The sequence below is a fragment of the Ignavibacteriota bacterium genome (genome assembly GCA_019637995.1).
GTDB lineage: Bacteria > Bacteroidota > Ignavibacteria > Kapaibacteriales > UBA2268 > JANJTB01.
This window is the reverse complement of sequence record JAHBUQ010000002.1, coordinates 281,604-308,392: the sequence shown is the minus strand read 5'-3', so window position 1 is coordinate 308,392 and position 26,789 is coordinate 281,604. Positions and strand designations below refer to the sequence as shown.

At 35.8% G+C, this 26,789-nt stretch carries 16 protein-coding genes and 1 tRNA gene; 13 read left to right on the top strand and 4 right to left on the bottom strand.

Annotated features, from left to right (window positions below; genetic code table 11):
* Window positions 1-123: 123 nt before the first annotated feature.
* Genes KF896_07265 through KF896_07255 form a run of 3 tightly spaced genes read right to left on the bottom strand, consistent with a single transcriptional unit; the run spans window position 124 to window position 1,680 of the window.
* Window positions 124-648, bottom strand: a complete 525-nt coding sequence (locus KF896_07265; protein MBX3043498.1) for a DUF4252 domain-containing protein — start codon at window positions 646-648, stop codon at window positions 124-126.
* A gap of 8 nt (window positions 649-656) precedes the next feature.
* A complete protein-coding gene (locus tag KF896_07260; protein MBX3043497.1) occupies window positions 657-1,163 on the bottom strand; it encodes a hypothetical protein in 507 nt (168 codons plus the stop codon).
* Entirely contained in the window at window positions 1,153-1,680 is a 528-nt protein-coding gene (locus KF896_07255; protein ID MBX3043496.1) for an RNA polymerase sigma factor, read from the bottom strand. Before KF896_07255 ends, KF896_07260 begins: the two co-directional genes overlap by 11 nt.
* Window positions 1,681-2,068: 388 nt before the next feature.
* Here KF896_07255 and KF896_07250 point away from each other — a divergent pair, with 388 nt between their 5' ends.
* From KF896_07250 to KF896_07190, 13 genes are all read left to right on the top strand, one after another.
* The gene (locus tag KF896_07250) at window positions 2,069-4,132 is read left to right on the top strand and encodes a 2-oxoisovalerate dehydrogenase (protein MBX3043495.1); all 2,064 of its coding nucleotides are present in this window, start codon (window positions 2,069-2,071) and stop codon (window positions 4,130-4,132) included.
* Window positions 4,133-4,303: 171 nt separating this feature from the next.
* Window positions 4,304-4,377 (top strand) — tRNA-Arg (locus KF896_07245).
* A 42-nt stretch (window positions 4,378-4,419) separates the two neighbouring features.
* Window positions 4,420-5,148 (top strand): tetratricopeptide repeat protein, encoded by a 729-nt coding sequence (locus tag KF896_07240; GenBank protein ID MBX3043494.1) that lies wholly within the window; start codon window positions 4,420-4,422, stop codon window positions 5,146-5,148.
* A gap of 101 nt (window positions 5,149-5,249) precedes the next feature.
* The gene (locus KF896_07235; protein MBX3043493.1) at window positions 5,250-12,434 is read left to right on the top strand and encodes a T9SS type A sorting domain-containing protein; all 7,185 of its coding nucleotides are present in this window, start codon (window positions 5,250-5,252) and stop codon (window positions 12,432-12,434) included.
* Between the two features lie 86 nt (window positions 12,435-12,520).
* Window positions 12,521-14,443: a T9SS type A sorting domain-containing protein gene (locus KF896_07230; protein MBX3043492.1), complete on the top strand. Its 1,923-nt coding sequence runs from the start codon at window positions 12,521-12,523 to the stop codon at window positions 14,441-14,443.
* A complete protein-coding gene (locus tag KF896_07225; protein MBX3043491.1) occupies window positions 14,443-15,645 on the top strand; it encodes a T9SS type A sorting domain-containing protein in 1,203 nt (400 codons plus the stop codon). The genes KF896_07230 and KF896_07225 overlap by 1 nt, the downstream gene beginning before the upstream one ends.
* Window positions 15,646-15,744: 99 nt before the next feature.
* A complete protein-coding gene (locus KF896_07220) occupies window positions 15,745-18,954 on the top strand; it encodes a T9SS type A sorting domain-containing protein (protein MBX3043490.1) in 3,210 nt (1,069 codons plus the stop codon).
* A 95-nt stretch (window positions 18,955-19,049) separates the two neighbouring features.
* Window positions 19,050-19,847, top strand: a complete 798-nt coding sequence (locus KF896_07215) for a T9SS type A sorting domain-containing protein (GenBank protein ID MBX3043489.1) — start codon at window positions 19,050-19,052, stop codon at window positions 19,845-19,847.
* 9 nt (window positions 19,848-19,856) lie between these two features.
* Window positions 19,857-20,930, top strand: a complete 1,074-nt coding sequence (locus tag KF896_07210; protein ID MBX3043488.1) for a glycosyltransferase — start codon at window positions 19,857-19,859, stop codon at window positions 20,928-20,930.
* A 62-nt stretch (window positions 20,931-20,992) separates the two neighbouring features.
* Window positions 20,993-21,745, top strand: coding sequence for a hypothetical protein (locus KF896_07205; protein ID MBX3043487.1), 753 nt, complete (start codon window positions 20,993-20,995; stop codon window positions 21,743-21,745).
* A gap of 44 nt (window positions 21,746-21,789) precedes the next feature.
* A complete protein-coding gene (locus KF896_07200) occupies window positions 21,790-22,857 on the top strand; it encodes a glycosyltransferase family 9 protein (GenBank protein ID MBX3043486.1) in 1,068 nt (355 codons plus the stop codon).
* 19 nt (window positions 22,858-22,876) lie between these two features.
* Entirely contained in the window at window positions 22,877-24,298 is a 1,422-nt protein-coding gene (rlmD, locus tag KF896_07195; GenBank protein ID MBX3043485.1) for a 23S rRNA (uracil(1939)-C(5))-methyltransferase RlmD, read from the top strand.
* A 20-nt stretch (window positions 24,299-24,318) separates the two neighbouring features.
* Complete coding sequence (locus tag KF896_07190) at window positions 24,319-24,972, top strand: radical SAM protein (protein ID MBX3043484.1); 654 nt, start codon at window positions 24,319-24,321, stop codon at window positions 24,970-24,972.
* Here KF896_07190 and KF896_07185 read toward each other — a convergent pair.
* Window positions 24,969-26,693, bottom strand: a complete 1,725-nt coding sequence (locus tag KF896_07185) for a PAS domain-containing sensor histidine kinase (GenBank protein ID MBX3043483.1) — start codon at window positions 26,691-26,693, stop codon at window positions 24,969-24,971. The genes KF896_07190 and KF896_07185 overlap by 4 nt on opposite strands.
* Between the last annotated feature and the right edge of the window lie 96 nt (window positions 26,694-26,789).

The window sequence follows — 26,789 nt, the reverse complement described above, 5'->3', positions numbered from 1 at the left end:
TGAGTTTCGTTGGCTGCTAAATTCCCCTCAAGAGGGGAATTAATTAAGACAAAAAAAAATATCAAATGATTCTACGGAATATACCGTAAAACCATTTGATATTTCACTTAAGAAAGAAAGAATTTATTTCTTCTTTCTACCTGATTTTTCATTTCCTTTTAATTGGAGCATTCTACCAATATTGGCAACATTTTGAAGATTAATATCTCCATTTATCCAAATAAGGGAGGACTCACTTTCTCCGGCTACTATCATTATGAATTCCACAACTTTATCGCCTGATTTTTTTACCATGCTCTTAACGGTGTTCTTGCCTTCATTTATTGACATAATCTCGGCAAAACCATCAGTAGCCTGAAATTTAGCCAGTTCGTTGACAAAGTTTTTACCTTCCTCTGAGAGATTACCTTTTGAAGGTTTGTATGATAATGCTTTAATAGTATTAATACCTTTGAGCATTTCTTTGCCAAGCTCGGCTGCTTCTCCGGACTCATTTTGCATTAGGACTGATGCGGGGTCATTCATTATAACCGACTTAAAGTCCTGAGCATTCCCATATTTTCCGAAGAAAGTATCTACAGCTCTATTCTGCGAATAAACGCTGAATGTAAAAGAAAAAATAAATAATATGTAAAGATATTTTATCATAAAAATTCCTATTGTTTAATAAAATGTTTTCCGTAAGTTTCCAATGCCTTAAAGGCATCGAAATGGTCAAAATTTGAATCAAAATCACCGAGTGATTCAAGTTGCGATGAGGCAATCTCAAAATTGTCGGAAATTAGAATGAGAGATTCTACAGCATAAGCGTAATCTTTATCGGTGGCTTTATCGGATGTATTAATAAATTGAAATACTCCGAAAATCACCAAAATAGCTGCAGCTACAGAGGCATACCAGTAAGTTTTGTAGCTCCTATTTTCGACCTGTTTCAAGCCTGATCCTGCAATTTTATTCAAAAACTTTTCGTCAAAATTCTGAGAAAGTGGCTTGTTGTCGTCGTATCCGAATTTGTAAAATTCGAATTGTGGTTTGTAAACTTCAAATTCAGGCGCTACATCACCCGCGAAATACTCCTTTAGGAGAATTTCATCCTGCTCTGAAGTCTCAGCGTCGTAAAACTTTTCAAGCAGTTGCTTAATATGGGTAATGTCATTTTTCATTGTAGTTAAAATTATAATTAGTACTTAAAATTTCTCTTATTTTTTTTCTTGCTCTTGACAAATTGACTTTCAAGGTATTAATGTTCATACTCATCACATCTGCAATTTCCTGATAGCTTAAACCTTGCAAATCTCTAAGCTCAATCACGCTTTTAAGACTTGGCGGCAGACTATCAATTGCCCTGTGTACGAGTTCGACTGCTTCCAGCTGCTCAGCACGAGCATGAGGAGAAATTCCTCTGTCGCTTAAATCAAGCTCAGCTGCATCAATACCTGTATTAGAATACTGGTACTGCTTCGACCGAAATCTGTCAATACACAAGTTTTTAGTTACAGCCATAGCAAACGCTTCAACGCTGGATTTTTTGCTTAGTTCAGCTCTGTTGACCCAAAGTTTAACCATTACATCCTGCAAAAGGTCTTCGGCTTCTTCATGGTCTTGCATCAGCCGTTTTGCAAATCTGAACAACTTATCTTTCAGCGGCATTACATTTGCCGTGAACTCTTCAAGTTCCATATTGAATTGACGATTTATTATTAAATAAGTAACAAGAGAGTATAACGTTTTTTTATTAAATATAATTTTTTTTGTTTTAATATAGGTTATCATATTTTCAAATATTGCCCATTAAATAATCATTTATTAGAAAAATATCTAAACTCAGCATGCCTCACCAACAAATCGGACTGTTGATCTCGGCAATTAAAAATAAAAATATGCGTCTTTATATCTTCTTGTAAAATATAGCATGCAAGTAACTGATTTTTTGCATGTTTTAAATTCAGAAATTAAAATAAATATAAATAAATATGGAGAATTTTTAATGGCGACAGCTACTAAAAATAGAAAGGAAAATAGAACTCAAAGCAGCAATGGAGTGGCCGGGAAGCAAAAGATTGTTAATATGAAATATATGGGTCATGATGTAGAAATCGAATTATACAGCAAGTTTGATTTTTCCGGATTTGATAAGAAAACAATTATAGAATGGTATAAACTCAATCATCTTGGCAGACGACTTGACGACAAAGCAGCTTTGTACCTGAAAATGGCAAAAGGCTGGTCTTATCATGCACCTTTTAGCGGACATGACGGAATTCAGCTTGCATTAGGCAAGATTTTTCGTGCAAAAAAAGATTTCCTGTTTCCTTACTATCGGGATATGATGACTTCGCTTGCAGCGGGTATAACGGTTGAGGAAATTATTCTTAACGGTCTGAGCAAAGATACTGATGTTGCAGGTGGCGGTCGTCATATGAGCAATCATTTTGCAAAACCTGAAATCAATATCCAGAATGTATCATCCTGCACAGGTAATCACAGCCTTCATGCAGCAGGTGTTGCAAGAGCTATCAAGCGTTATAATGATGATGCAGTAGCGCTTTATTCAGGCGGAGAATCGGCTTGCTCCGAAGGTTATTTCTACGAAGCAATTAATATTTCAACATTAGAGCAACTACCGGTTGTATTTGTAATTCAAAATAATAAATACGGAATTTCAGTTCCACTTGTTGACCAAACCGCAAATCAGGTTGTATCAGATAATTTCAGTGGTTTTAAGCATATCAAAATCTTCGAAGCTGATGGTCGTGACCCATTTGACTCTTATCAGAAATTAAAAGAAGCTGTTGAATATGCCAAATCAGGTGCAGGTCCTGCTATGGTACATGCTGATTGCGACAGAATCGGCTCACACTCGAATTCTGATCGCCACGAACTTTACAGAAGCGAAGAAGAAAGAGAAACAGTCAAAAGACGTGACCCTTTGATGCAATTCCGCTGGCATATACTTGACAGAAAAATTATTACCGAAAAGGCACTCATAGCCATTGAAGAAGAAAACAAGGAAATCATATTTAAAGCTGCTGACCTTGCTGAGGCAGCACCCGAAGCTGATGGCAAATCATGGACAGAGTTTATCCTTCCACCTGCTTATGTAAATCAAAGCGATAAGACAGAATATGAACTTTCAGGTGATGAAGAACAGATACATTTCATTGAAGCAATTAACAATACACTTAAGGAAGAGTTCAGATCTAATCCTGATACATATTTATGGGGTCAGGATATCGGAAAAGGCGGCGTCTTTAATGTTGTAAAAGGTATGCCTCAGGAATTCGGTAAATTGAGAGTATTTAATGCACCAATTGCAGAGGATGCAATTGTAGGCTCTGCAAATGGTTTTACCAGATATAATGATAAAGTCAGAGTAGTGATCGAAGGGGCTGAATTTGCTGATTATTTCTGGCCCGCAATGGAACAATTGATTGAGTGTTCCCATGATTATTGGCGAACAAAAGGACAGTTCTCACCAAATGTAGTAATCAGACTTGCCAGTGGCGGATATATTCAGGGTGGGTTATATCACTCGCAAAATCTTGAAGCCACTTTTACGACAATTCCCGGAATTAGAGTAGTTGTTCCTGCATTTGCTGAAGATGCTGCAGGATTAATGAGAAATGCTATCCGTTCAAAGGGTACAACTTTGTTCCTTGAACCTAAATTTTTATACAACTTTAAGCACGCATCAGGTCCTAAAACAAATGAGGATTATGTAATTCCTTTCGGTAAAGCAAAAATTCGCAGAGCAGGAAGTGATGTTACTGTTGTCGCTTATGGTACAGCCGTTCATTTGAGCTTATTTGCTGCTGAGGAACTTTCAAAAGAAGGTATCTCGGTCGAAGTAATTGACCTTCGTTCTTTAGCACCATGGGATACTGAAACTGTATTTGAATCAGTTCGCAAAACTAACCGTGTGATCATCGCTCACGAAGACCGTAAAACAGGAGGCTTCGGTGGAGAAGTTTCTTCGGCTATAACATCTGAAATGTTCAAACATCTTGATGCGCCTGTACTAAGAGTTGGTTCTAAGGATGTACATGTTGGATTTGCCAAAAATTATGAAAGTGAAATTCTTTTGAACAAGAATGATGTGATGGAAACAATCAGGAAAGTGTTAGCTTTCTAATAATAATAAAATATTGAGTGTGCAATAAACTTGACAGTGTGAAGTTAAAATTACAAGCGATTATTAAATAAATTATTATTATATTTGAAATTGCAAGATGCCCAAAAAATAAAATTGTTTATTTGGGTATCACCCTTTATATTTGTAACTTGTTTGGTGCAAAATTTTTTTGCGCCCGTAGCTCAATTGGATAGAGTGTTGGATTCCGGTTCCAGAGGTTGGGGGTTCGATTCCCTTCGGGCGTGCTAAGTATATGTTAAACTAAATGATTATAATTGCGAGATTAAATGAAGAAGAGAGAAATGAATCAGGAAGATGCAAGTCAGTTATTGACAGGTGCAGATTCGGGTGCGGTATCATCTGACAGCGGTGAACCAAATTTTATCGAAAAAAACGGCAAATTGATATCAATAGTATCTTTAGTTGTTGTCGTTGCAATAGCAGTAGCATTTTACCTGCGTTATCAGTCTGAAGAAGCTTCAGGAAGAGCTTCTGTGTTGCTTACCAGAGTAATGGAATATTATGAAGCAGGTGATTATGAAAAAGCTCTAAATGGTGACCCTTCAAAAACTTACCTTGGTGAAGAGGTTAAAGGCTTGAAGTATATCGCTGATGAATTCAGTAGTACTGACCAAGGCAAAATAGCCGCTCTATATGCTGCTAACTCCTTATTTAACAGTAACAAGCAATCAGATTCAAAAAAATATTTCGAAATTGCCCAAAAATCCTCTGCCGATATTATCAGACTTGGCGCCAATGCCGGTTTAGCTGCAACTCTTGAAATCGAAAATAAATATTCTGAAGCTGCAGAACTTTATAAAAGCGCATCACAATATGCAGATGAAGATAATATAAAATCAAGATATTTGTTTTATTCAGCATTATGTTACGAAAAGGCAGAAAATAGTGCCCAAGCTGAATCTCTTTATAGAGAAATATTAAAATTAAGTGAATTTGGCGAATTTAGCACACTTGCTAAGGCTGGATTAACAAGGATTGGCACGATTATTGAGTAATGCAATTGGGCTAAGACCCCATTTTTATGTTTTTTATAAGTTAGAAATTAAATGTTATTAAATAATTTGTTGTACATAAGTATTTATTTTTTGGAGGTATCATGCAACGATTGATTCGTTTGAGTATTCTAGTGGTACTGTTTGGAATGTTTACCATGGCTGAAGGCTTTGCCCAGCCGGCTGTTTACGTTTCGGGTAGTATTGCACCTGGAAAGGTGAGAATATTCGCTAAAGACTCCCTCTACATAGTCAATAAGGATTATGTTGTAGGTGGTACTTTGATAATTGAGCCGGGCACGACAGTACATTTCCACCCTCAGGGTAGAATTATTGACTCGACCGGTGGACGTATCATTGCCGATGGTTTTGCAAAGGCAACTTACGTTCAGAATCCTAGTGGTATCAACCCTGTGACAGCTTACGAGCCACTCGGTTATGCCAGCTTTGATTATTTCTTTTTAGGCGCTGTAAATCAATATAATGATAATTCTGCAGCTGCAAGAACAATTAGGGTCGAAACACCTAAAGATCCAACTGTTCACCCTGACAAGTTTAATCATATTTTCCATGTTTTACTTGACAAATCAACTCGTCAGGTAGTAGATATTGTGGATCCGAATTCAGCTAACTTTCTTAAAGAAAGAAATTCAGCTACTTCCGGTAATCCCAATCATATAGTAGTTTCTTTTGAACAAGCATTGATGTTTTACAATGCACGTTTATTCAGAGATCCTGAAAATTTTGATCCGAATTTGAAAACTTTACCTTGGAAAAGAGTTGGAGGTGAGGGTGTTAATAATGTTAACATAGTACCTGCTCCAATCAAATTCGTGGGTCAACCTGTAAATAACTTCTCAAGGGAGTGGGGTCATATTATTGTACTTCCCGGTGCAAGAGCTGCTTTCTTCCGTAATGTTGTTTTCGAAAACATTAGAAAAGACACTACAGTTGACAGAATTCCGGTATATAATGTGAACGGACCTAATATGGGTGCTTCATGGAATGCTGTTAACAATAAACTTAAAGAATTGACTAATGGCGCCGGTGGTGCTATTACTACGTTTTCTTCAAGAACTTGGTTGATTGATGTTGAGTTCAAAGGCAATATGGCACGTTTACGTGGCGGTGCTCTTAACATTCTTCAGGCTCCGACAGAATACGGATTTACTAAACCTGCTAACGCAACAGTTCCAAATTACTCTGCCGGTAAGAATCCAAATCTTACTAATAAAGACGGTAGTGTATCAAGCATAAATTCAAACACAACTATTCCGAGAATTGATAATATTGACGAAAGTAGCCAGCTTGCAGAACCTTTTGGTTCTAACAATGCTACTTACCGTCAGGCTCTTGACGATGCTCGTATAGCTGTTTTCTTAGGTCGTATGAGAAATATGCACTTTGAAAATAACTACGTACAGATTGCTAACGTCAGAGAAGAAAATATCGGCGGTGTTCCAAGAGTTTATGATATAATCAACCAACCTGCTCAGTTCCCTTATGGTACTTATGCAAATGGTGCTTATGGAGGTGCTGTTTACGTTGGTGGTGACTCAAGAGTTAAAGAAAGAAACATTGAAATTGGTTTTGGTGTTAATCATAGCCTACTTATTGGTGGTCAGGAAGTATTTTTCCCAACTATTGATAAATTCAGTGCTATAAGAAACCAAGCTAATAACTATCAGAACTCCAGAGACTCAAAAGGCTCTCGCGGTGGTGCTGTTTATGTTGGTCCTTATACTTCTTTAATTGCTGCAGGACAATACTCAAATAACAAAACTTATGCTAAATACTATGATGATGCAGATAGATTTGGTGAAACATCAGCAGCTTATTCAATAGGTGGCGGTATCTTCATCGAAAACTCTCTTGGCAGACTTCAGGTTAGAGGCGGACCGGAACGTGAAGGTATAAATGAAACATATTTTACAGGAAATATGGCTGCTGCAGGTGGCGCTATCTATGTTGATGGCAACACTAATCCGCTTGAGTCGCCTGTTATTGGTGGTTCAGATACTAAAATAGCTACACGTGATTACGGTTTTGATATTAAATTTGAAAATAACGTAGCTCTCGCTTTCGGTGGTGCTATCTTAACTAAACGCAATATGTCAGTTAACGGCTCCGGTGGTGTCGAAGCTGATGCGATTTTAGGTTATGATGGTAAATATCCTGTTAGATTCTGGAACAATAGTGCAGGATTTGCAGGTGGTGCTGTGGATATTCGTATTCCTAGTTCCGTTCCTATTCTTCTTCACAAACACCGCGTAATTAATCTTATTCGTGCAGAATTTGTTAATAACGTAGTTGGTGAAGGCGTTGAAGGCGAAAACATGAAGCAAATCCGCGGTGGTGGTGCTGTCTATTCCTATAATGGTGATTTAAGTGTAATTAAAGCTACAGATTTCATCGGTAATACCGTATATAATGGTAACGGTGGTGCAGTTTCTTTTGTAAATCTTCAGGATATTACAACTAAAAGATTCTGGCTGTCTGACCTTGATATGGTTGATATCGGTGCTGATTATGTTCCTTACAAATATACATCTGTTAATGACCCGTTCACAGGAAAAGACGACAAATATCCTGCTGACTTAAGAATGTTAACAAGATTTTTAGATAACCAAATTATTTTAACTGACCCTGAATTTACTGCTTCACAGATGGGTAGCGGTGCAACTCAGGTTGGTTCATTTAATCGTATTAATTTAGATTCAAGACTTCCTGAAAATGGTATTGGTCTTGGTGGTGGTCTTTATATTCTTGATAGTATTGCTCATACAAGAGTTGGAAGAATTGACTCAATTACTTTCAATCGTGTAAGATTCCAGAATAACTCATCTTATTCTGGTTCAGCAATCTATTCAGATAACTATGATCTTAAACTTGTGTTGAATCGTTCACTTATTACAGGTAACGAGGCATATTCTGAAGCCGGTGCTAACCAAAATGTTATCACTGGTCCTTACAGAAGATCGAATAACTTTAACCCGGCTTCATCTGACTTAGCCGGTGCTATTCTTTATGGTGAAGTTCAAGGTCCGCTTCCTTCACACCAATTCTCTGAAGCGGCAAATTCAATTTATAACAATGAAGCAAGATTTTTAATAAGACTTCCTGATGCACCTGATACTAAAGGTATCTTAGCCGGTACTACAGGTATAGGTTATGGCGGTACTGATACTCTTCGCGGTAACTACTGGGGTCATACTGAAGCGAATGTAGATTTCTATATTCCACACATTCATGACAATCCAAATATTTCAGCGTTCACAACTTTCTTTGTTGATACAGACGGTGAAAATTGGTTACCTTTTGTTTATCCTGAGTTAATCAATCCTAATGCAGCTGACCCACGTACTAAAGGTCCATTTGAATCACAGGAAAGAGGTGATATCACTTACAAACCTGTAATTCTTGCTAACGTAGCTGGTGATGATACTCAGCCTGATCCATTATCAATTCCTGAACATTTAGTATTCAGCGGACATGTTTATGACCTTCATGATAAAGGTACTGACATTAAAACTGCTGATTATTCAAAACGCAGAATGAGTCCGATTGAAGACTTTGCTGTAGGTATTCCTCCTGTTATCAGAAGATACAGCGATTTGAATCAGCCTTCAAATGGCAGATATATCAAACGTTGGTTGAGAGATCCTATGGCTGCTGAACTTTTGGATGATAATGGTAATTTCGTTTATCCTGGTATCAATTCAGTTCAAGGTGAATTCCAACCGGATGATAAAGGTATTTACTATCACCCAATCGGTTACCCTCTATACCTTGAAACCCGTGCTAACTACGAAGGTTTAACAAGAATAAGCAATCATGATCCAAGATTATTGAATCAATCAATTTTCTTTGTAATTAATCTTATGACTGGTGATTATGTACGTGCTAACCTCAATCAGGTAAGCGAAGATGCTCCTTACAGAGAAACTTTCCGTACTGTAATCGAACTTATTCCTGACTCAACTAACAGACGTGATCCGTCTTGGAGACGTTCAGCTGAAGGTCTTGCTAACTTAGGTTCAGGTCCTGACTTACTTTACAAATTATATCAAAATGAATACAATGAAGATGCAGCTGCACTTCAAGGTCGTCGTTATACTGAAGATTACAGAAACTTCGCAAGAGTTTCAAACCTCTTCTCAAACAGACCACAAATGCCTGCTTCTAACCAAATTGGTAACAATAACTGGGTAACATACTTCGCTGGTGAAAGATATCGTTCATTACCTGTAAGAGTTGGCGACTCTGTACTTATCGTTTCAAGAACTGTTCTTTGGAGAGATGGTGTACATGCTGCTGCTACTGAAGGTTTAGCATTCAGAGTAACTGAATCAACTGAGCCTCCTGTATTTACAGGCGATATCGTTAAACTTTCTACAGATACAATTAGAAAGAATGTTCCAACAGAAGAAAATCCTGACGTGAGAACTGAAGTTGTTATTACTGAGTTCTTAAATAAGGTATTTGTTACAGAAGACAGAACATATCCTGCTCAATTCCGTACTTATTCAGGTCTTCCAATAGAAGCAAATCCTGAAAACTGGGAAGATGAATCACAGAAAATTTATGAAGGTGGACGCGGTCGTGACTCCATATTAAATATTACTGCGATTGATCCTAATCGTTTTTATGATCCACGCTCATATATTGAAGCTAACAATTATGCTCGCTTAGATTATAATGCTTTAATACCTAGCACTTCAGCTTTAAGCAGATGGCTTGTTGTTCGTAAGAGATATGCTGCTGATCCTATCAAAGACGGAGCTCAGGGTTACTTCGAATTAGCCGGACGTCCAATTAATCCTTTCATAGTTCCTGGTGGTGATTCGATGACAGTTTTTGCATCAAATTTCCCTCCTCATTACAGAACTTTAGATTCGATTTTACAATTGAATCCTACTATGTCTCAGGATGAAATTGATTTATGGATTGAAACATATCCTGCATACTTACATGCTCCTCAGTATGATATTGATAATGCAAGATATTTACAACAAGACACAGTAAATGTCGCTTCAAGATACACAAACTCATATCAGTTTAAGATATTTGTTGTCAATACTCCTCCTGTATTCTTTGATGAAACAGATGCAGTAATTGAAGTTGACAAAGTAGATTCACCCGGTGAACTTTATGTAAGATACGAACCAACAAGAATTCCTTGTGGTCGTGATAAAGTACAAAGATTGATTGCTAACGTTACTGATAAATTAAGATTCCAGATGGACATCAATACTACAGACGAGTTGGAAGATAAGTCACCTGCTGCTGCAGGCTGGGACTTCCGCTATGGTAGAACTGCTTATGGATTCTTCAATACAGCAATTCGTAACAATCCTTCAGATACTACTGTTATAGACTCATTAGATTATGATCTTGACGGTAAAGGTTTGGAAGGTACTATGGTTATTCAATCAAGACCGCGCTGGATGAGTAATGATAATTTATACAGATATGACAGCGACGATCAATCAGACGTATTTGGTGCTGATTTTACAACTCACGGACAGCTTAATGTTCGTATAGATGCCGGTGATGCATTAGCTTTACTGACACCAAATCCACAGTATAATAATACTATTGTTGATGATACAGTATTTACTGTAGTTGTTAATGATGGTCACGGTGGTATTGCTTCACAGGATTACAGAGTATTTATTAACGTACAACCTGCAATTCTTACTGAAACTTTACCTGACGCAATTGAAGACAGAGATTACAATCCATCACTTCTTGATTCAAGCAGAATGATTAGAATCTTTGATCCTAACTTTGGTCAAAGCCATACTTACAGATTGATTTATCCTTCAACAACTGAAGACGCAATTGCAATTGATCCTTGCTTCTCTGAGGCTGGAAGTATTGACCTTACTAACATTAAAACTACTCCTGAATGGCTTAAAATTAACCCGAATACCGGTTTACTTTATGGCACTCCAAGAGTTCAAGATGTTCCTACTTCTCCACTTGATGAAATGATTACTGTTGTTGTAACAGACGAAAACGGTTTATCTGTAATGAAGAGAATATCACTAAGAGTATTCGGTGTTAATCATGATCCACATATCAGTGGCATTCCTGCTGTTGAATGTATTGATCAGGCAAGTGCTTGGTCAACTGAGTTGACTGTCAGAGATACTGATCTTTTAAGAGGCAATACAGAACAATTAACACTTACAATGTTTGATGTTAACGATCAACCGCTTACAGGCTTTACAGTAAATCCTAATGTAATCAATGGTAATGGTTCAACTGATGAATATGCTATTACTATAGCTAAAGGTGCAGGAGTTCCTGTTCAGGTTGATCCTGATGGTAAAGTTACTATTAAGATCAGAGTTCAAGACAGAAATGGCGCAGAATTTACTTTGATTATTAGATTAAACTATTCAGATCAAACTGACTTCCTTGCTACAATTAATGTTGCAAATTCACGTGGTGCAAATCAAGATTTGGTTTTCGGAACTTCAAGTCTTCAGGATGCTTCAACAGGTGACGGTAATGATGGATTCTATATTGGTAAACTTGATGAACAACTTTGCGAATATGAATTACCTCCTTCACCATGGGATGATGTATTTGATGCACGCTGGTCAATTAATAACAGAAATGGTATATTAAGAAACATATTCCCGATTGCACGCTCAGGTCAGGAAAGATCTTATGTTTACAGAGCACAGTTCCAAGCCGGTGATCTAAGAGCTGGTAACCAATTATACCCTGTAACTATTAAATGGAGACCTGATGAAATTCCTTCAAGAACTGATTCACGTAATCCTGCAGGCTCTACTTGGTTAATCAAAGACAGATGGTCGGACGGTAACTTGTTTATCTTCAATATGAATGACCCAAGTATTGGATACCATTCTAATGCAGTACAATTTGATATAGTTAACGGAGTTGCTACTATCACAGTGGTTGACGAAGCTATCCAAGGTTTTGTGATTATGCACGATTGGTTAAGCAGTGTACAAACGCTTGGTGACAATGCATCTGCTACCAAGATTAGCAGTGTATCTCCAAACCCTGCAAGCAGCAACGCTACAATCAACTTCGAAGTGCTTAATCCTTCTTACGTTACATTACAGGTTGTTGATATGATTGGTAATGTTGTTACTACTCTAGTAAGTGATGATTATAGCAGCGGTGTTTATTCAATTGATTGGAATACCGGTGATACTAAAGGTACTAAGGTTGCAAGCGGTCAGTATATGGTTCGTTTGTCAGCCGGTAATGTTACCAGCACTTATCCGATTATGATTGTGAGATAATATAAGCAATGGCAGTGCCCTATACGATAGGGTACTGCCAATTAATGAGCTAAAAATAAAAGAATTAATAAATTTAGGAGTTCAAAATGAAGAAATTTTTGATTACAGCTGTCGGAATTGCGATATTGATTGCTGTATCAGTTTCTCCAAGCTTATTTTCTCAAGTGAACGGAGAGTATAGATCCATTACCCTTGTTGAAAATACACCTTACGAGAATCTGGTTGACCCAATCGTTATTCCGCATGCTCAGTTTGCCCTTGGTCCGAATTATATTACCACGGACAGAAATGACGGCTACCACAGAGTAAATCTCGGATTCGATTTCGAGATGAACGGTGAGGTATTTAACCAATGCTGGATTGGTGTAAATGGCTTTATTACATTATCGCCACCACCTTTCCTTCCTGCTAAAAATGTAAATGCACTATTTTTAGATGCAAACAATTATCCTGTTAATGTAATCGCTCCTTTTTGGGGTGACCATTATCTAAGAAATGAAACAGACTTCTTTACAGAAGGTTTTGTGATTTCTGAAATTTCATATAAACTTGAAGAAATTGAACACGAAGATGGTAGATTTCAAAAAGTATTTGTAGTTCAATGGAAAGATTTGAACATAAACTATATGCTTAATAATGAACCAGTTAAATCAAGTGTTGCTAATTTCCAGTTAAGATTATATGAATCACTTGATGCGTTTTCTTATCAGGGAAATATCGAATTTGCTTATGGTACTGTTGGTCCACGCAATCGTCCTGATATGACTGACACAAGAGTAATCACTACTGGTAGTACTATTGGTATTAAAGGCGAAGGTAAAATCGTTGGTGAAGGTGCAGACTATTTAAATGGTCTTCTTTATAATCAGGATATTACACTTGCAGCTACCAGCCAGGCTAAAACAAGTAACTGGCAGCCATCCGGCGGTTCAGATAAAAGAATATTATTTACTGCTTCTTCAGTATTTAATGTTGCTGAATGGTGGGGCGATGGTGACGTTGACTTTTCAAAAGCTCGCGGTAACAAACACTTTGGTATGACGCAGAGCCGTTTTGTTACAGTAAATGACGTTCGCCTGATTATGAATTCAGTTGCTACCGGCATTCCTTTAGACCCTGTTCGCAGACGTCAGGCATATCATGGTGATGTGAATCATAATGGTCGTTACTATTTTGCTACTGATGGAACTAAGATCCCTATCAAAAAGAAAAGCAAAGTCTTTACTGATGATTTACCAAATGAAGTAAGTTCTGTTAAGCAGATTCTATTTGAAGCAAACGAACATGATGCATCATTTATCTTAGCGTATATGGCAGGTCGTGTTCCTGAATTGCCTTGGCTGCTTGATACAGCTGTACAATGGGGCAAAGTAATTAGCAATGATATAGCTTCAAATCTTAAAATTGGTACAATTGCTCCTTTAGGGAACAATGAATATCAGATTCCTGTTTATTTGAACGGTGATTTAAACGGTCCAATGAGTGCAAAGTTTGAAATTAACGGCAGAATTATTGATGTTGTTAAAAATGAAAATGAAGCAACTCAAATGCTCGTTATTTCAAATGAAAACAGAGTTGTAGTTTCAGGTCAGGGCGACTTTGAATCAAATAATCCTATCTTAATCATTAAAGTTTCTACTGATGCAAGTAATATTGTTTTCAGTGGTGTTAGATTTAATGATAAAGAAGTTGGTGATTTGAATGTTGTTGCTTCAGTTGAAAACAACGATGCTTTATTTGCAGCCGTTTCAGTTACACCTAACGTTATAACTGACAAAGCATTTATGAATGTTAATATCAGTGTTGACGGATATTATGAACTTAATGTTTATGATTTACAGGGTAATGTTGTTTCAAGGATTATGAGCGGTGACGTTAAATCCGGAAGCTACTTATTAAACTGGGATGCAAAAGATATGAGCGGAAGTTCAGTTTCTAATGGTATGTATATCTATAGACTTAATGGTGCCGGTCTTAATGAATCAGGCAAAATTATTGTTAACAGATAATGATTAATAAGATAATAATATTATTTTGGTTGTCGGCGGTTTTGATGACCGCCGGCTACCGAAATAGTTTAGCATTAGAACGTGTAGTAAAGCTTAAGAGCCATTATAATGTGAAAGTATGTGGCAACGACAGAGATAAAGATATATTGGTAACTGTCGGAATGGGTGCAATATCGTCACAAGACCAGTTCTTTGCATTTGATATTTTGATTAAATATAATCCTGAGAAAGTCAGATTTGATGGTCCTGTATATTTGAATACATTTGCTGAATTTATTCCAATGTATAAGAATGTGAGTGTGGCACATGAAACAGGATATATTAGAGCGTTTGGATACTCTGACAAGGCATTATCCGGCGATAGAGAAATCATTGGATTTGTCGCTAAATATTTGGACGATTGCCAAAGTTATGTTGAATTTGAAATAATTGATTTCGATTTGACAGATGATTTTAAAGGAAAGTACGTAGTTGACAGCAGCTTGGTTTTTATACCCGAAAGGGTAGTAGATCCTGATAAAAAAGTTGAGGTTAATCTTGACAATGAGATTTTGAAATTTGATGATACTAAAGTATTAAGTTCAAAACTCAATGTGAAGATGAATCCCACAACGGATTCAGAAAAAATGTTCTTTGAGATATATTTAGATGAAGAAAAGCCTTTTACCATTAGTAGTGTAAATGCAATTTCTGACAAGATTTCGATTACAGAATTTTCAAAAATTGCTGACAGTAAATACACTTTACTGATTAATCTTTTCGACTATATAACAGATGAAGATATCATTGAATTTACTTTTGAAGAAAAGTTCAAGGATACTGTTGATGTCGAGACAAGGTTTACTGTTAATCCGGGAAAATTTGAAGGATGTTATTGTTATTCAGATTTTACCGGTGATGAAATTAAGCTGCTAAGTGTTGGCGAGCCGGTAGATTCAAGTGTTAGTGTACGTAGTTATTTTGATACAAAAATTAATGTAAATATTAATGATGGTATGCTTAACATAAGAAATAATTCCGGTTATAAAATAATTGAAGTTGAATTGTATGATTTACTTGGTAACAGAGTTAAATCATTGAATGTAAATTCCTATTCTGAAGTATTGAACTTCAGTATAGAGTTTTTAAAAAGTGGTTTTTATCTGATTAAGATAAAAACTACAAAACGTGAAGTAAATAAATCAATAATAATATATAATTAATTGTTTTCAAATTATAAGGGGTTCATGATGAAACTATTACATGGTTTACGCAGTTTTAGGAAGATCTTTGGACTGTCATTAGTTTTAGGTTTAATTCTGATGACAGCGGTAGAGTCCTATTCGCAATTTACGCGTCCTGTTTTGCCAAGATTAAGCTTGACAGGCGTAGCGAATAATTACGAAACCGATTTCTACCCTGATGGTAGAATTTGGGTTCCACCATCAGTATCAGGTGCCAGAGAGTTCTTGATGCCTGTGTTTATAACAAATAACTGGTATAGCTATCGCAATGCACAAGGTGCTGCTTTATATACAGTTGATCCTATCAGAAGCTTCAGCTTCTCAGTTTTCTATAATGAAAAAGCTATACGCTTTATTGGTGTTGAAACAGTGAATTCTGTCTTCAACGATCCCGGCTATGAACCGCTTGCTCAGCAATTCTATATTGATGCTGAAGACAAGCTGGATGACTATTACTGGTATTATATCAATCCAAATAAATGGGCTGATACAAGAGATAATTTAGACGGTAGAAGAGTTACTTTCAATGGTACTTCTATGGGTCTTGCTCTACCTAATACCGATCTTGATGTAGAAGAATTTAAAGTTCTTTTTTATGTCAGATTCCGCGTTATGGCTGAAAGACAAGAAGGTCAGGGCGGTGCTGGCTTTAACCTTATTCAGACTACTCCGATATACATTGACAACAGATCAGTAAAGTATAATGACCTTGATGTTGCAAAGCAAAATTCTTGGTTAGGTTTTACTGATTATGATATCAATAACTATCAGAATCTCTATTCACGCCCAATTATTGGTAACGGACGTGGCAGACTTGATGGTGATTTATTCTATCCTGATACTTATCTTGATGGTATGAACAATGCTCCAACGGCAGAAGATGATAACTTAATCACTCTTCCGGGACCACTTTCAGATGATGGTATGTACAAAGCTGAGCCTGTATATCCCGGTGTAATCACACTAAAAATATCTGATGATATTCCGTCTGTTCGTGTAGCATCAGTTACTGATGATGCTTTCCCGATTATTCAATATGAACAAGATCAATCTGGAAATGAATTACCGACAATGTATGAATTACCTACTATTGTTCTTGTTGATGATAATTCACCTGAGCAATTTGGTTTAGCAAGAATGAAAATATCAAACAGTACATCAAAATCAAGACTTCAGAATATCTGGTTTGAAACTGATGCTGCATGGCTTGAGATGCACGTTGACGATTTGAATGAAAACAGAACTCTTACTTTCCCTAGAAATCAAAGACGTTATGGTTTTGCTCAATACCTTGATAATTCAATTCTTGGTGAAGAGCTTGACCCTGTAATGAAACCTACTAATGATGATGGTGATGTTTATATCAGATTACAGTGCGATCCTACTAAATTACCTCCTCGTGGTGATGGCGAACCTCATGGTGTTCACATTGGATATGTAACGATTAAATCAGACTATGCAAGAGTTAGCCCTATCAGAGTAAAAGTACTCTTCTTATTTATGAAGAATCCTTACGAACCTGATTGGAATAAAGCTCCGGGCAATCCCGGCGGTATAAATATTATCGTTAGAAACTCTGCCGGTGCCGGTGGTGAAGAACGCAGACTTGTATTCGGTACAGGTACACGCGCTACTGATGGCATAGACTTGCTTTATGGTGAAGCAGCATATAATGTTCCACTTTCAACAGCTAACTTTGATGCTCGTTGGTTCCCACTGAGAGCAGACTTACTTGCGCAATATCCTTTTGGTTTTGGTGATGTAGCTCCTAACGCTGCAGCTGCAAGAACAGTTTCAAGAGATATTCGTGCATATAATATGCCTAAAGGTCAGAATTCACATATTTATGAAGCTCGTTTCTTCAATCCTGCAAATGCTTATCCTATAAGTGTTGAATGGAATATTAATGATTTCCCTCAAGGTGCTCAATTATTCATCCGCCAGGTTGTGAACGGTGTTCCGCTTCAGGCTACTGATATGAGATTTGCAACTCAGATTGACCAGTTCAGACGTTCAATCACAATTGCTGACAGAAATGTTACTTCATTCAGAATTGAATATACGCTTCCTACTACTATGGATTTTGTAGATGAAAATGGTGACCCGATTATTAAACGCGGTTGGAACCTTCTTTCATTGCCACTTGCTCCAACAAACACTGTACACAATGTAGTTTACAAGAATGCTATTAATGTACCTTGGGCATTTGTTAACAGTCAGTATCAGGAAAGACCAAACTTAAGAGTTGGAGAAGGCTTCTTCTTGAAATATTCATCACAAGTTGATGTTAGTTTCGCAGGCAGCATTATTGACTCTATTACTAAAGACAGACACAATGTAAGAATTTGGGCAGGCGACTTCCCGGATCCACAGTTCAACCAATTCTTTGGTGGTTGGAATTTAATTGGTGCTTTATCAAATATTACAAGCATTGATGGTATCAGATTCTATCCTACTTCTGATAACCAGCTTCCAAGCTTGGCATATACTAAACAATATGGTGTTTACGGATACCGTACTGATTTAGGTTACTTTGAAGTAAGTAATATGGTACCTGGTCTTGGTTATTGGATTAAAGCTTCAAGTGACGGTTTTTATGGTTTAAATCCTACTTACCAACTAGATAAACAAGCTATGTCTAATAATACCAAGCTTGATATGATTGAACGTTCAACTAAAATTACTATGTTTGACAATGCTCAGCACAGAAAAGATATCTATGTAAGCAATGACCAAACTGCTAATACCGGAATCTTCGAATTACCTCCTGTATTCTCAGAAGATATGTTCGATGTTAGATTCAATAATAACGGCTACTTCACAAATGATAATGAATCAGTAATCAGAGTTCAGGGTGTTACTTATCCTGTATCATTCAATATCGAAAAAGCTGATGCTGATTATTTATTCGTTGACCCTGTTACTAATCAGGTTTATGGCACTATCAAAGCCGGAACTAATGGCAATGTAACAATTGATGAATTACCATTTGGTGCTGTTAAAATGATGAAGAGAGCTGTTGCTGGTGAAGAATTTGCATTTACTGCATTTCCTGTTCCTGCAAATGATTTCACAAATGTCAATTTCACCATCACTGATAATGATTTTGTAAGTGTTAAATTATTTGATGCTCTTGGTAATGAAATTGCAGATTTCATTAACGAATACAGAACTAAAGGCGATTATACTGAAACAATTTCTCTCAAGAATATTAATACCGGCAGCTATATCTTAAGATTGACTTCCGGCACTAAGACTTCTGTTGTTAAGATTAATGTTATCAGATAATTAATTTGTCGTTGATTTTTTCAAACGGGCAACAAGGTTAAGCCGTGTTGCCCGTTTTAGTATTAAAATATATTATTTATATAATAGTGATTGAAATGAATAAGAGATTTTTTTGTTTTACAGTTATATTTCTGTTTTTGACATTTGTGTCGGTCTTCTCACGCCAGCCGGTGGAAATCAACATAAATGTCCAAAATGATTTAGGACACAAATCCCCTTATAATTACAGTTTTGGAATATCACCACTTGCAACAGATGTTCTGGACCCTGACTTAGGAGAATTGAATTTACCTCCTGCTCCTTTTGTAGGTTTTTATACTGCATTTGAGTTTATTGATTCTACACAAGTTGAAGCTGATGGTTCGAAATATTATGATAGAATCTGGACAAATAAAGATTTGAGGCATTATCCTGATACACTTGATTACTATTATGTTCGGCACAAGATGATTTACAGATTTGGGAACGGTAAGAAAATACAAATAAACTGGAATAAAAATTCTATTCCCAAGATTATTGATTCAATATTTATTAAAGACAGACTCAATGGGTTTGTAATTAATTATAATATGAAAGAAACAGATTCTTTTGAATGGGATAATGATGAAATTCGCGAACTTTTTATACATGTATATTATAATCTAAATACAACTTCAGTTAGGGAAGACAGTAAGAAAAGTTTTACTGTTTATCCAAATCCTGCAAATGATATGTTGAATATTTCTAATGATTTTGAATGCGATAGAATAGAAATTGTTGATATGCTTGGTAATTCATTATTTGATATTCCTTATCAAAATACGATTAATATAAAGCATCTGTCAAGCGGAATTTATGGTATTAGAATTTATAATAAAAGTGGTATTACTACATCCACATTTGTTAAAAATTAGTGTCTGAAAATGATTGAAAATAAACCTATAAAGAAAAAAGTTACGAGTAAAGATGTTCCTCAAATTTTGAAAGCATCAGAAAAAAGCAATTATCGTCCGAATCAAAGTCCGAGATCACATTCCGGTAAGCCACATGAAAGCAATTTGCCGGAAATCAGTGTTGTAATTCCACTGCTTAATGAAGTGGACTCACTTCCCGAATTATCATTGCTACTTGAAGAAGAACTTGCAAAATCTGCTAAAGGCAGATATGAAGTGATTTTTGTTGATGATGGTTCGACAGATGGCTCTTATGATATGATAAAGCAAATTAACCGTAGGAACAAAAGATTTAAGTGTATTAGATTTAGACGAAACTATGGGAAAAGTGCTGCTCTCTCTGTTGCTTTTCAAAAAGCAAAAGGTAAAGTTGTTATTACTATGGATGCCGACTTACAGGATGACCCTTCTGAAATTCCAAATCTTTTAAGCAAAATAAATGATGGCTATGATTTAGTTTCCGGCTGGAAAAAGAAACGATATGACCCGATTTCTAAAACTATGCCGAGTAAGCTTTTTAATTATGTTACTTCAGTTGCAAGCGGAATTAAGCTGCACGATTTTAACTGCGGGTTGAAAGCATATAAAAAATCAGTTGTTAAAACCGTAAAAATTTACGGTGAAATGCACCGTTATATTCCGGCGCTTGCTCATTGGGAAGGTTTTAAGGTTACAGAAATTCCCGTACAACATCATCCCAGAAGATATGGCAAAACAAAATTTGGTGTATCGAGATTTGTTTACGGTTTTTTAGATTTGCTTACAGTGCTTTTTACAACAAGATACTTCAAGCGTCCGCTTCATTTTTTTGGAGCCGGTGGGATGCTGCTAACTTTGCTTGGTTTGATAATCAATCTTTACCTCACTATTGAATGGTTTGCAGGAAATACATATTTAAGCAACAGACCTCTTGCTCTTTTGGGAATAGCTTTAATAATTGTTGGTGTTCAATTTATTTCGATGGGTTTAATTGGTGAAATGATGGTGAAAAATCACATGCTTTTAAATGAAAATAATTACAGTATAAAAGAAATTTTAGAGTAATTATCAAACATTTTACCAATTTATTTGTCTATAACAAAAAAAATATTACAAGTGGAATCATAATGGTAAACTATAAAAATTTCATACTCTTAATTAGCGTTGTATTTTTTGCTTTGTCAAAAAATACTTTTTCGCAATTAGGTGCTAAAGTTAATTTTGGTGCCGGAATTATTACAACAAATATTTTAGGAGAAAACAGAGCAAAAATGCCTATTGGTCCTACCGCAATTGAAGGTGATGCATTTATCGGAGGTAGTTTTAAAAATGCACAGCCGGGAATACAGGCAAAAGCAACATTTCTTTTTGATAGTAATCCTGATATAAGATTTGTTACAGCTTTAGATTATATGTTTTTCTCCGGTAAAGAGCGTTATGGTATCCCTCCAAATGTCAATATTGCTTATGAGCATAGCTTAAATATTGGAGCATTTGGATTAGGTGTGGAATACGTATGGGCAAATCTCGATTTTGCAAATGCCAAATTATATACAGGACTTGATTTAAAAGCATTTTATGTGCATAATATTTATGGCGTCGAAAAAATACGCTATTTGGATAGATTTAAAGAAGATGATATATATGAATTCCCTGTTAAAGATAATGCGTTGAGATTTGGCGGAAATGTAAAATTAGGTGTTGAAGGTAAACTTCGTGATAAATTTTTCGTTAATGCCGGTGTAAATATTGGTATTATGAATCTGATCGGAAGAGATAACGAAAGAGGCGAACTTCTCACCCCGCTGCCAATATTCGAATCTGAAGAAAATATGCTTTCTGTTCTTCAGGTATTTATTTTAATTCAATATAATTTATGATTATTTCGTAGAAAAGGAAATCTCAGTTTATAATGGATGAAACTTTGAAATTATACAAGTCCGATTGCAGACATTTTGTTGGCACTGTACCTTGTAAACCTCATAAACAGTTTGGCAAGCATTGTTACAATTGCGATGATTACACCCCAACCGACGGTATTATTTTAATAATAAAGCTCGGCGCTATTGGTGATGTAATTCGAACAACGCCTTTGATTCATAAAATAAAAAAAGAATATCCTGACAAAAAAATTTGGTGGCTTACTTATTCCCCTGATATTGTGCCTTCAGTTGTTGATTCGGTGTTCAGTTATAATGCAGAAAATATTGAAATATTGAAATCAACAGAGTTCGATATTGCAATTAATCTTGATAAGGATTTGCAGGCTGGTGCAATACTTAAGGCAGTAACAGCTCAGACAAAATACGGTTTTACTATACATAACGGTGTTCCGGCACCTGTAAACAAATTGGCTGATGATAAATTCATAACAGGACTCTTTGATGATGTCAATCAGGCGAACAAATTGTCATATTTACAAGAAATATTCAATATTTGCGGTTGGCAATTTGAAGGTGAAGAATACATTCTCGATTGCGACAATTCAATCAATTGGGAATTTTATAATAACGGGAAGAAAGTTGTTGGATTAAATACCGGTTGTGGTGCCCGCTGGATTTCAAGATTATGGTCAGATGATAATTGGATTGAGCTTATTGAAAGGCTTCAGGCTGAAGGGTATTTCCCGCTTTTATTGGGCGGTTCTCAGGAAGACGATAAGAATAAGTACTTTGCTGAAAAAACCGGAGCTTCTTATCTTGGTTATTTCTCATTAAGTGTGTTTATTTCGCTTATGAATAAATGCGATGCTGTTGTATCTGCTGTAACTATGGGTATGCATATTGCTGTTGGACTTAAAAAGCCACTCATTCTGATGAATAATATTTTTAATCCGTCAGAATTCGAACTCTACGGTCGCGGTGAAATTGTTCAGCCAGCAGTACCATGCAAATGTTTTTTCAGTCCAAAATGTAAAAATGATGATTATTTCTGCATGGATCATTTGAGCGTTGACTCCATTTTTAATGCAGTTGTTAAAAGTTTGTCTTAAGGTTATTAAAGATTAAAAAATGAGTAAATTTTATAATTCTCCTTCCGTTGAGCTGGATATTGAATCAGCAGGATTTGAAGGGGTATGCATTTCAAAATATAATGAAAAAGTAGTATTTACAAAATATACTGTCCCTGGAGATAAAGTACTTGCTGTAATACAAAAAAACAGAAGAAGATTTAACGAAGCGAAAGTTGAGAAGATTTTAGAAGAATCACCCCATAGAATTTCGCCACAATGCAAACACTTTGGTATGTGCGGTGGCTGTTCATGGCAGAATGTCAGTTACGATAAGCAGCTTGAGATTAAATCTCAAAATGTGATTGATTTATTCCAAAGAATTGGTGGTGTAGATGTCGGTGAATATTTGCCAATTGTCGGAGCTGAGAAAGACTTTTCCTACAGAAATAAGATGGAATTCTCTTTTGGTGCTTCCAGATGGCTTTCTGAAGATGAAATTAATTCAGGACTTCCAATTACCGATAAAGATTTTGCATTCGGTATGCACCTTCCGGGTAGATTTGATAAGATAATTGATATAAAATCTTGCGAAATCCAGCAACCTTACGCTAATGAAATATTAAATGCTGTCAGGTTATATTCACGTGATTACGGATTGAATGCATACAATGTCCGCACACATAATGGATTCCTTCGTGGGCTGATTATCAGACATTCTAAGCTTACTGATGAGTTTACAGTTATTTTGATGACAAAAACTGCTTATTCAGATGCCGAGAAAAAGTTTATAGATTGGTTCTCGAGTGATTTTGCCGGTCTTTTTACAAAGGTAGCAAATGTAGTACACGCTATTAATGAGTCTAAAAATCCTGTTGGTATATCATCTTTTGAAGTAATTAAAGGCGATGGTTTCTTGAGAGAAAATATTCTTGATGTTGAGTTTAAAATATCACCTTTTTCGTTCTTCCAGACGAATTCCCATCAATTGAATAAATTTATCAAAAATATTGTTGATTCTGCAAATATTAAAGAATCTGATACAGTATGGGATTTGTTCTGTGGTACCGGCTCTATTACTCTGCCTGCATCAAAATTTGCAAAAAAGGTTATCGGGATTGAATTGGTCGAATCCTCGATTAATGATGCTATTGAAAATGCTCTACTGAATAATTTAACTAATGTAGAATTTTATAGCGCAGACCTTAATAATAAAAAAATTCCGATGCTTCTGAATCAACTTGATAAACCCGATGTTGTAATATTTGACCCTCCTCGTGCAGGAATGAGCCCGAATTTAATTAATCATATTCTGGAAATTGAACCGCCAAGATTAGTTTATGTGAGTTGTAATCCTGCCACACAGGCACGTGATGTATCGCTTATGTCTGAAAAGTATTCTGTTGTTACAATTCAACCTTTTGATATGTTCCCTCAGACTTACCATATAGAATCTATTGTTGTACTTCAGTTAAAGGGGTAAATAATTTGCAGTTGCAGGAAATGAAATTCAGAGTCTCCGAAATTTTTTACTCAATTCAGGGTGAAGGCTCAAGAGCGGGTATGCCGTGTGTGTTTGTAAGGTTGCAAGGCTGCTCTCTCAGATGCTCTTGGTGCGATACTCCTTATGCACTTAGTGGCGATAAGGGTGTAATAATTATGAAAAGCGATGAAATCATCAGCCAAGTTATGTCATACAACTGCAACTTTATAGAATTTACAGGTGGTGAACCGCTCGAACAGCCTGATATTGTTCATCTTATGGAATATTTCATTAATCAGGGTAAGACTGTTGCCATTGAAACAGGGGGCTATTTAAGTGTAAAAGAAATCCCTTATGATGTTGTTAAAATAATTGATTTCAAAGCTCCCGGCTCCAAAATGGAAAACAGGAATAACCCGGATAATATTAAGTACCTCAACTATCACGATGAAGTAAAATTTGTGTTACTTGACAGAAATGATTATGACTGGGCTGTAAAATTTATTGCAGATAATAAACTCAGTAATAGAGTTGGGAATATCTTATTCTCGCCGGTATTTGGTAAGCTGGATTATTTGACACTTGCCCAATGGATACTTGAAGACCGATTAAATATAAGAATGCAGATCCAAATACACAAACATATCTGGCATCCAAATACACGAGGCGTTTAAGCTGAAACAGGTTCTTCTTTTGGTATTTTAAAAGGTATCAGAAGCTTAAACTCTGAGCCTTGACCAGGGCTGCTGACTACTTCGATTTTTCCTTCTAACAGTTTGATTAATTTAAAGCATATTGTCAATCCTATACCCATTCCGTCAAAATTTCGGTTAATTCCTTCGCTGCCTTGTCTGAATGGTTCAAATATGGATTCTATTTCAGATTCCATCATACCAATGCCGGTATCAATTACAGATAGCTGAATCCAAATACCGCCGATGGTTATAAACTCGCCTTTAAGAGTTATCTTTCCAGTGTTTGTGAATTTTACTGCATTGTCAATTAAATTAAAAAATATTTGGCTGAGAATGTTTATATCAGTATAAAATTTGAAATCATCTTTTACATCAATGTCAAAAGTAAGGTTTTTCATTTTTACAAATTTTGAATTTGAGTCATAGATCAATCTCAAAAAATCTTTGACTCCGGCTTCCTCGAAAAACAATTTTCTGTGACCAAGCTCGATTTCATTTAAAGTCAGAAGTGAATTTAAAGTAAGATTCAATCTATTTGCAGATTCTATTATCAAGCCTGTATATTCATTGATTTCATTGCCGGTTACAACATTCTTGTTGATTAAATTGGCAAATCCAAGAATACCATTAAGAGGCGTTCTTAGCTCGTGGTTAAGATTTGATAGTATTACATTCTTTACTTTCAGGCTTTGATTTATTTTTGTATGTGCCTGAACTAATTCATCCATAAGTAATTTTTTTTCTGTATAATCAGTTATGACTCCCTCTAACATTACATCATCAATGGAAGCTTGGATAGAAAATACTCTTTCCTGAAGCCATTTGATTTGTCCTCCGGAATCTTGAATTCTATAATTTATTTCATCAGGTTCAAATGTTTCAAATACTATTTTTCTGAAATTAAGATACTTTTGTTTGTCCTCCGGATAAATATGATTCAGAATAATATCGCTTGTCATATCATTTTTTGAAGGATTAAAACCAATTAGATTTTTGATTTGTGGCGAAATGTACTGAAATCCGTTCACTTGTGACATCAGATAGAAAACATCAGGTATATTTTCGACCAGTTTTTTATACTTTGCTTCACTTTCTCTAAGAGCTTTCTCAGCTTTAGATTTGATTGTTATATCATTAATAATAGTAAGTATGTTTAAATTCCCATTCAGAATAAGCGGACCGGAGAAAATTTCAACAATAATCAACTCTTCATTTTTTATTTGATGTGTTGTTTTAATATAATTTCTATTTTGAGAGGATTTGATAAATTGCTCAAGCTCTACATTGTGAGAATGTGATTTTACAAACAAATCTGAAATATGTAAATTTTTGAATTCATCAGTGGTGTATCCGTACAAATCTAAAGCGGCTTTATTAACTTCCTGTATTTTAAGAGTTTTATGATTTAGTAAAAGCGATGGTAAGTGATTATTCTCAAAAATTGAAACATAGTAGTTGTTTGTATCTTCAAGGTTTTTGTTGATAGACCTGATTTTATTCAAGTCGCTTCTGATAAGCAAGTGTATGATTATTGCAGCAGTTGTTACGTAAACTAATCCTTTGATTATAGAAATTGTTTTCTGGTTCGTTGAGTTTGTTAAATAGTCAAACAACAATGCATCGCTCAGCACAATCCAGAGAATACTCAGTATTAAAAAAATAAAAGGTGTCTTATATTCAACATCCTTCAAAAACTTCATCTTAGAACCTTTGACTGATTATGTTAATTATATTTGACTAAAATATGAAAAAAAAAGGAATTATAAAAATAAATAATCATTTCTGAGTAAAAAAAT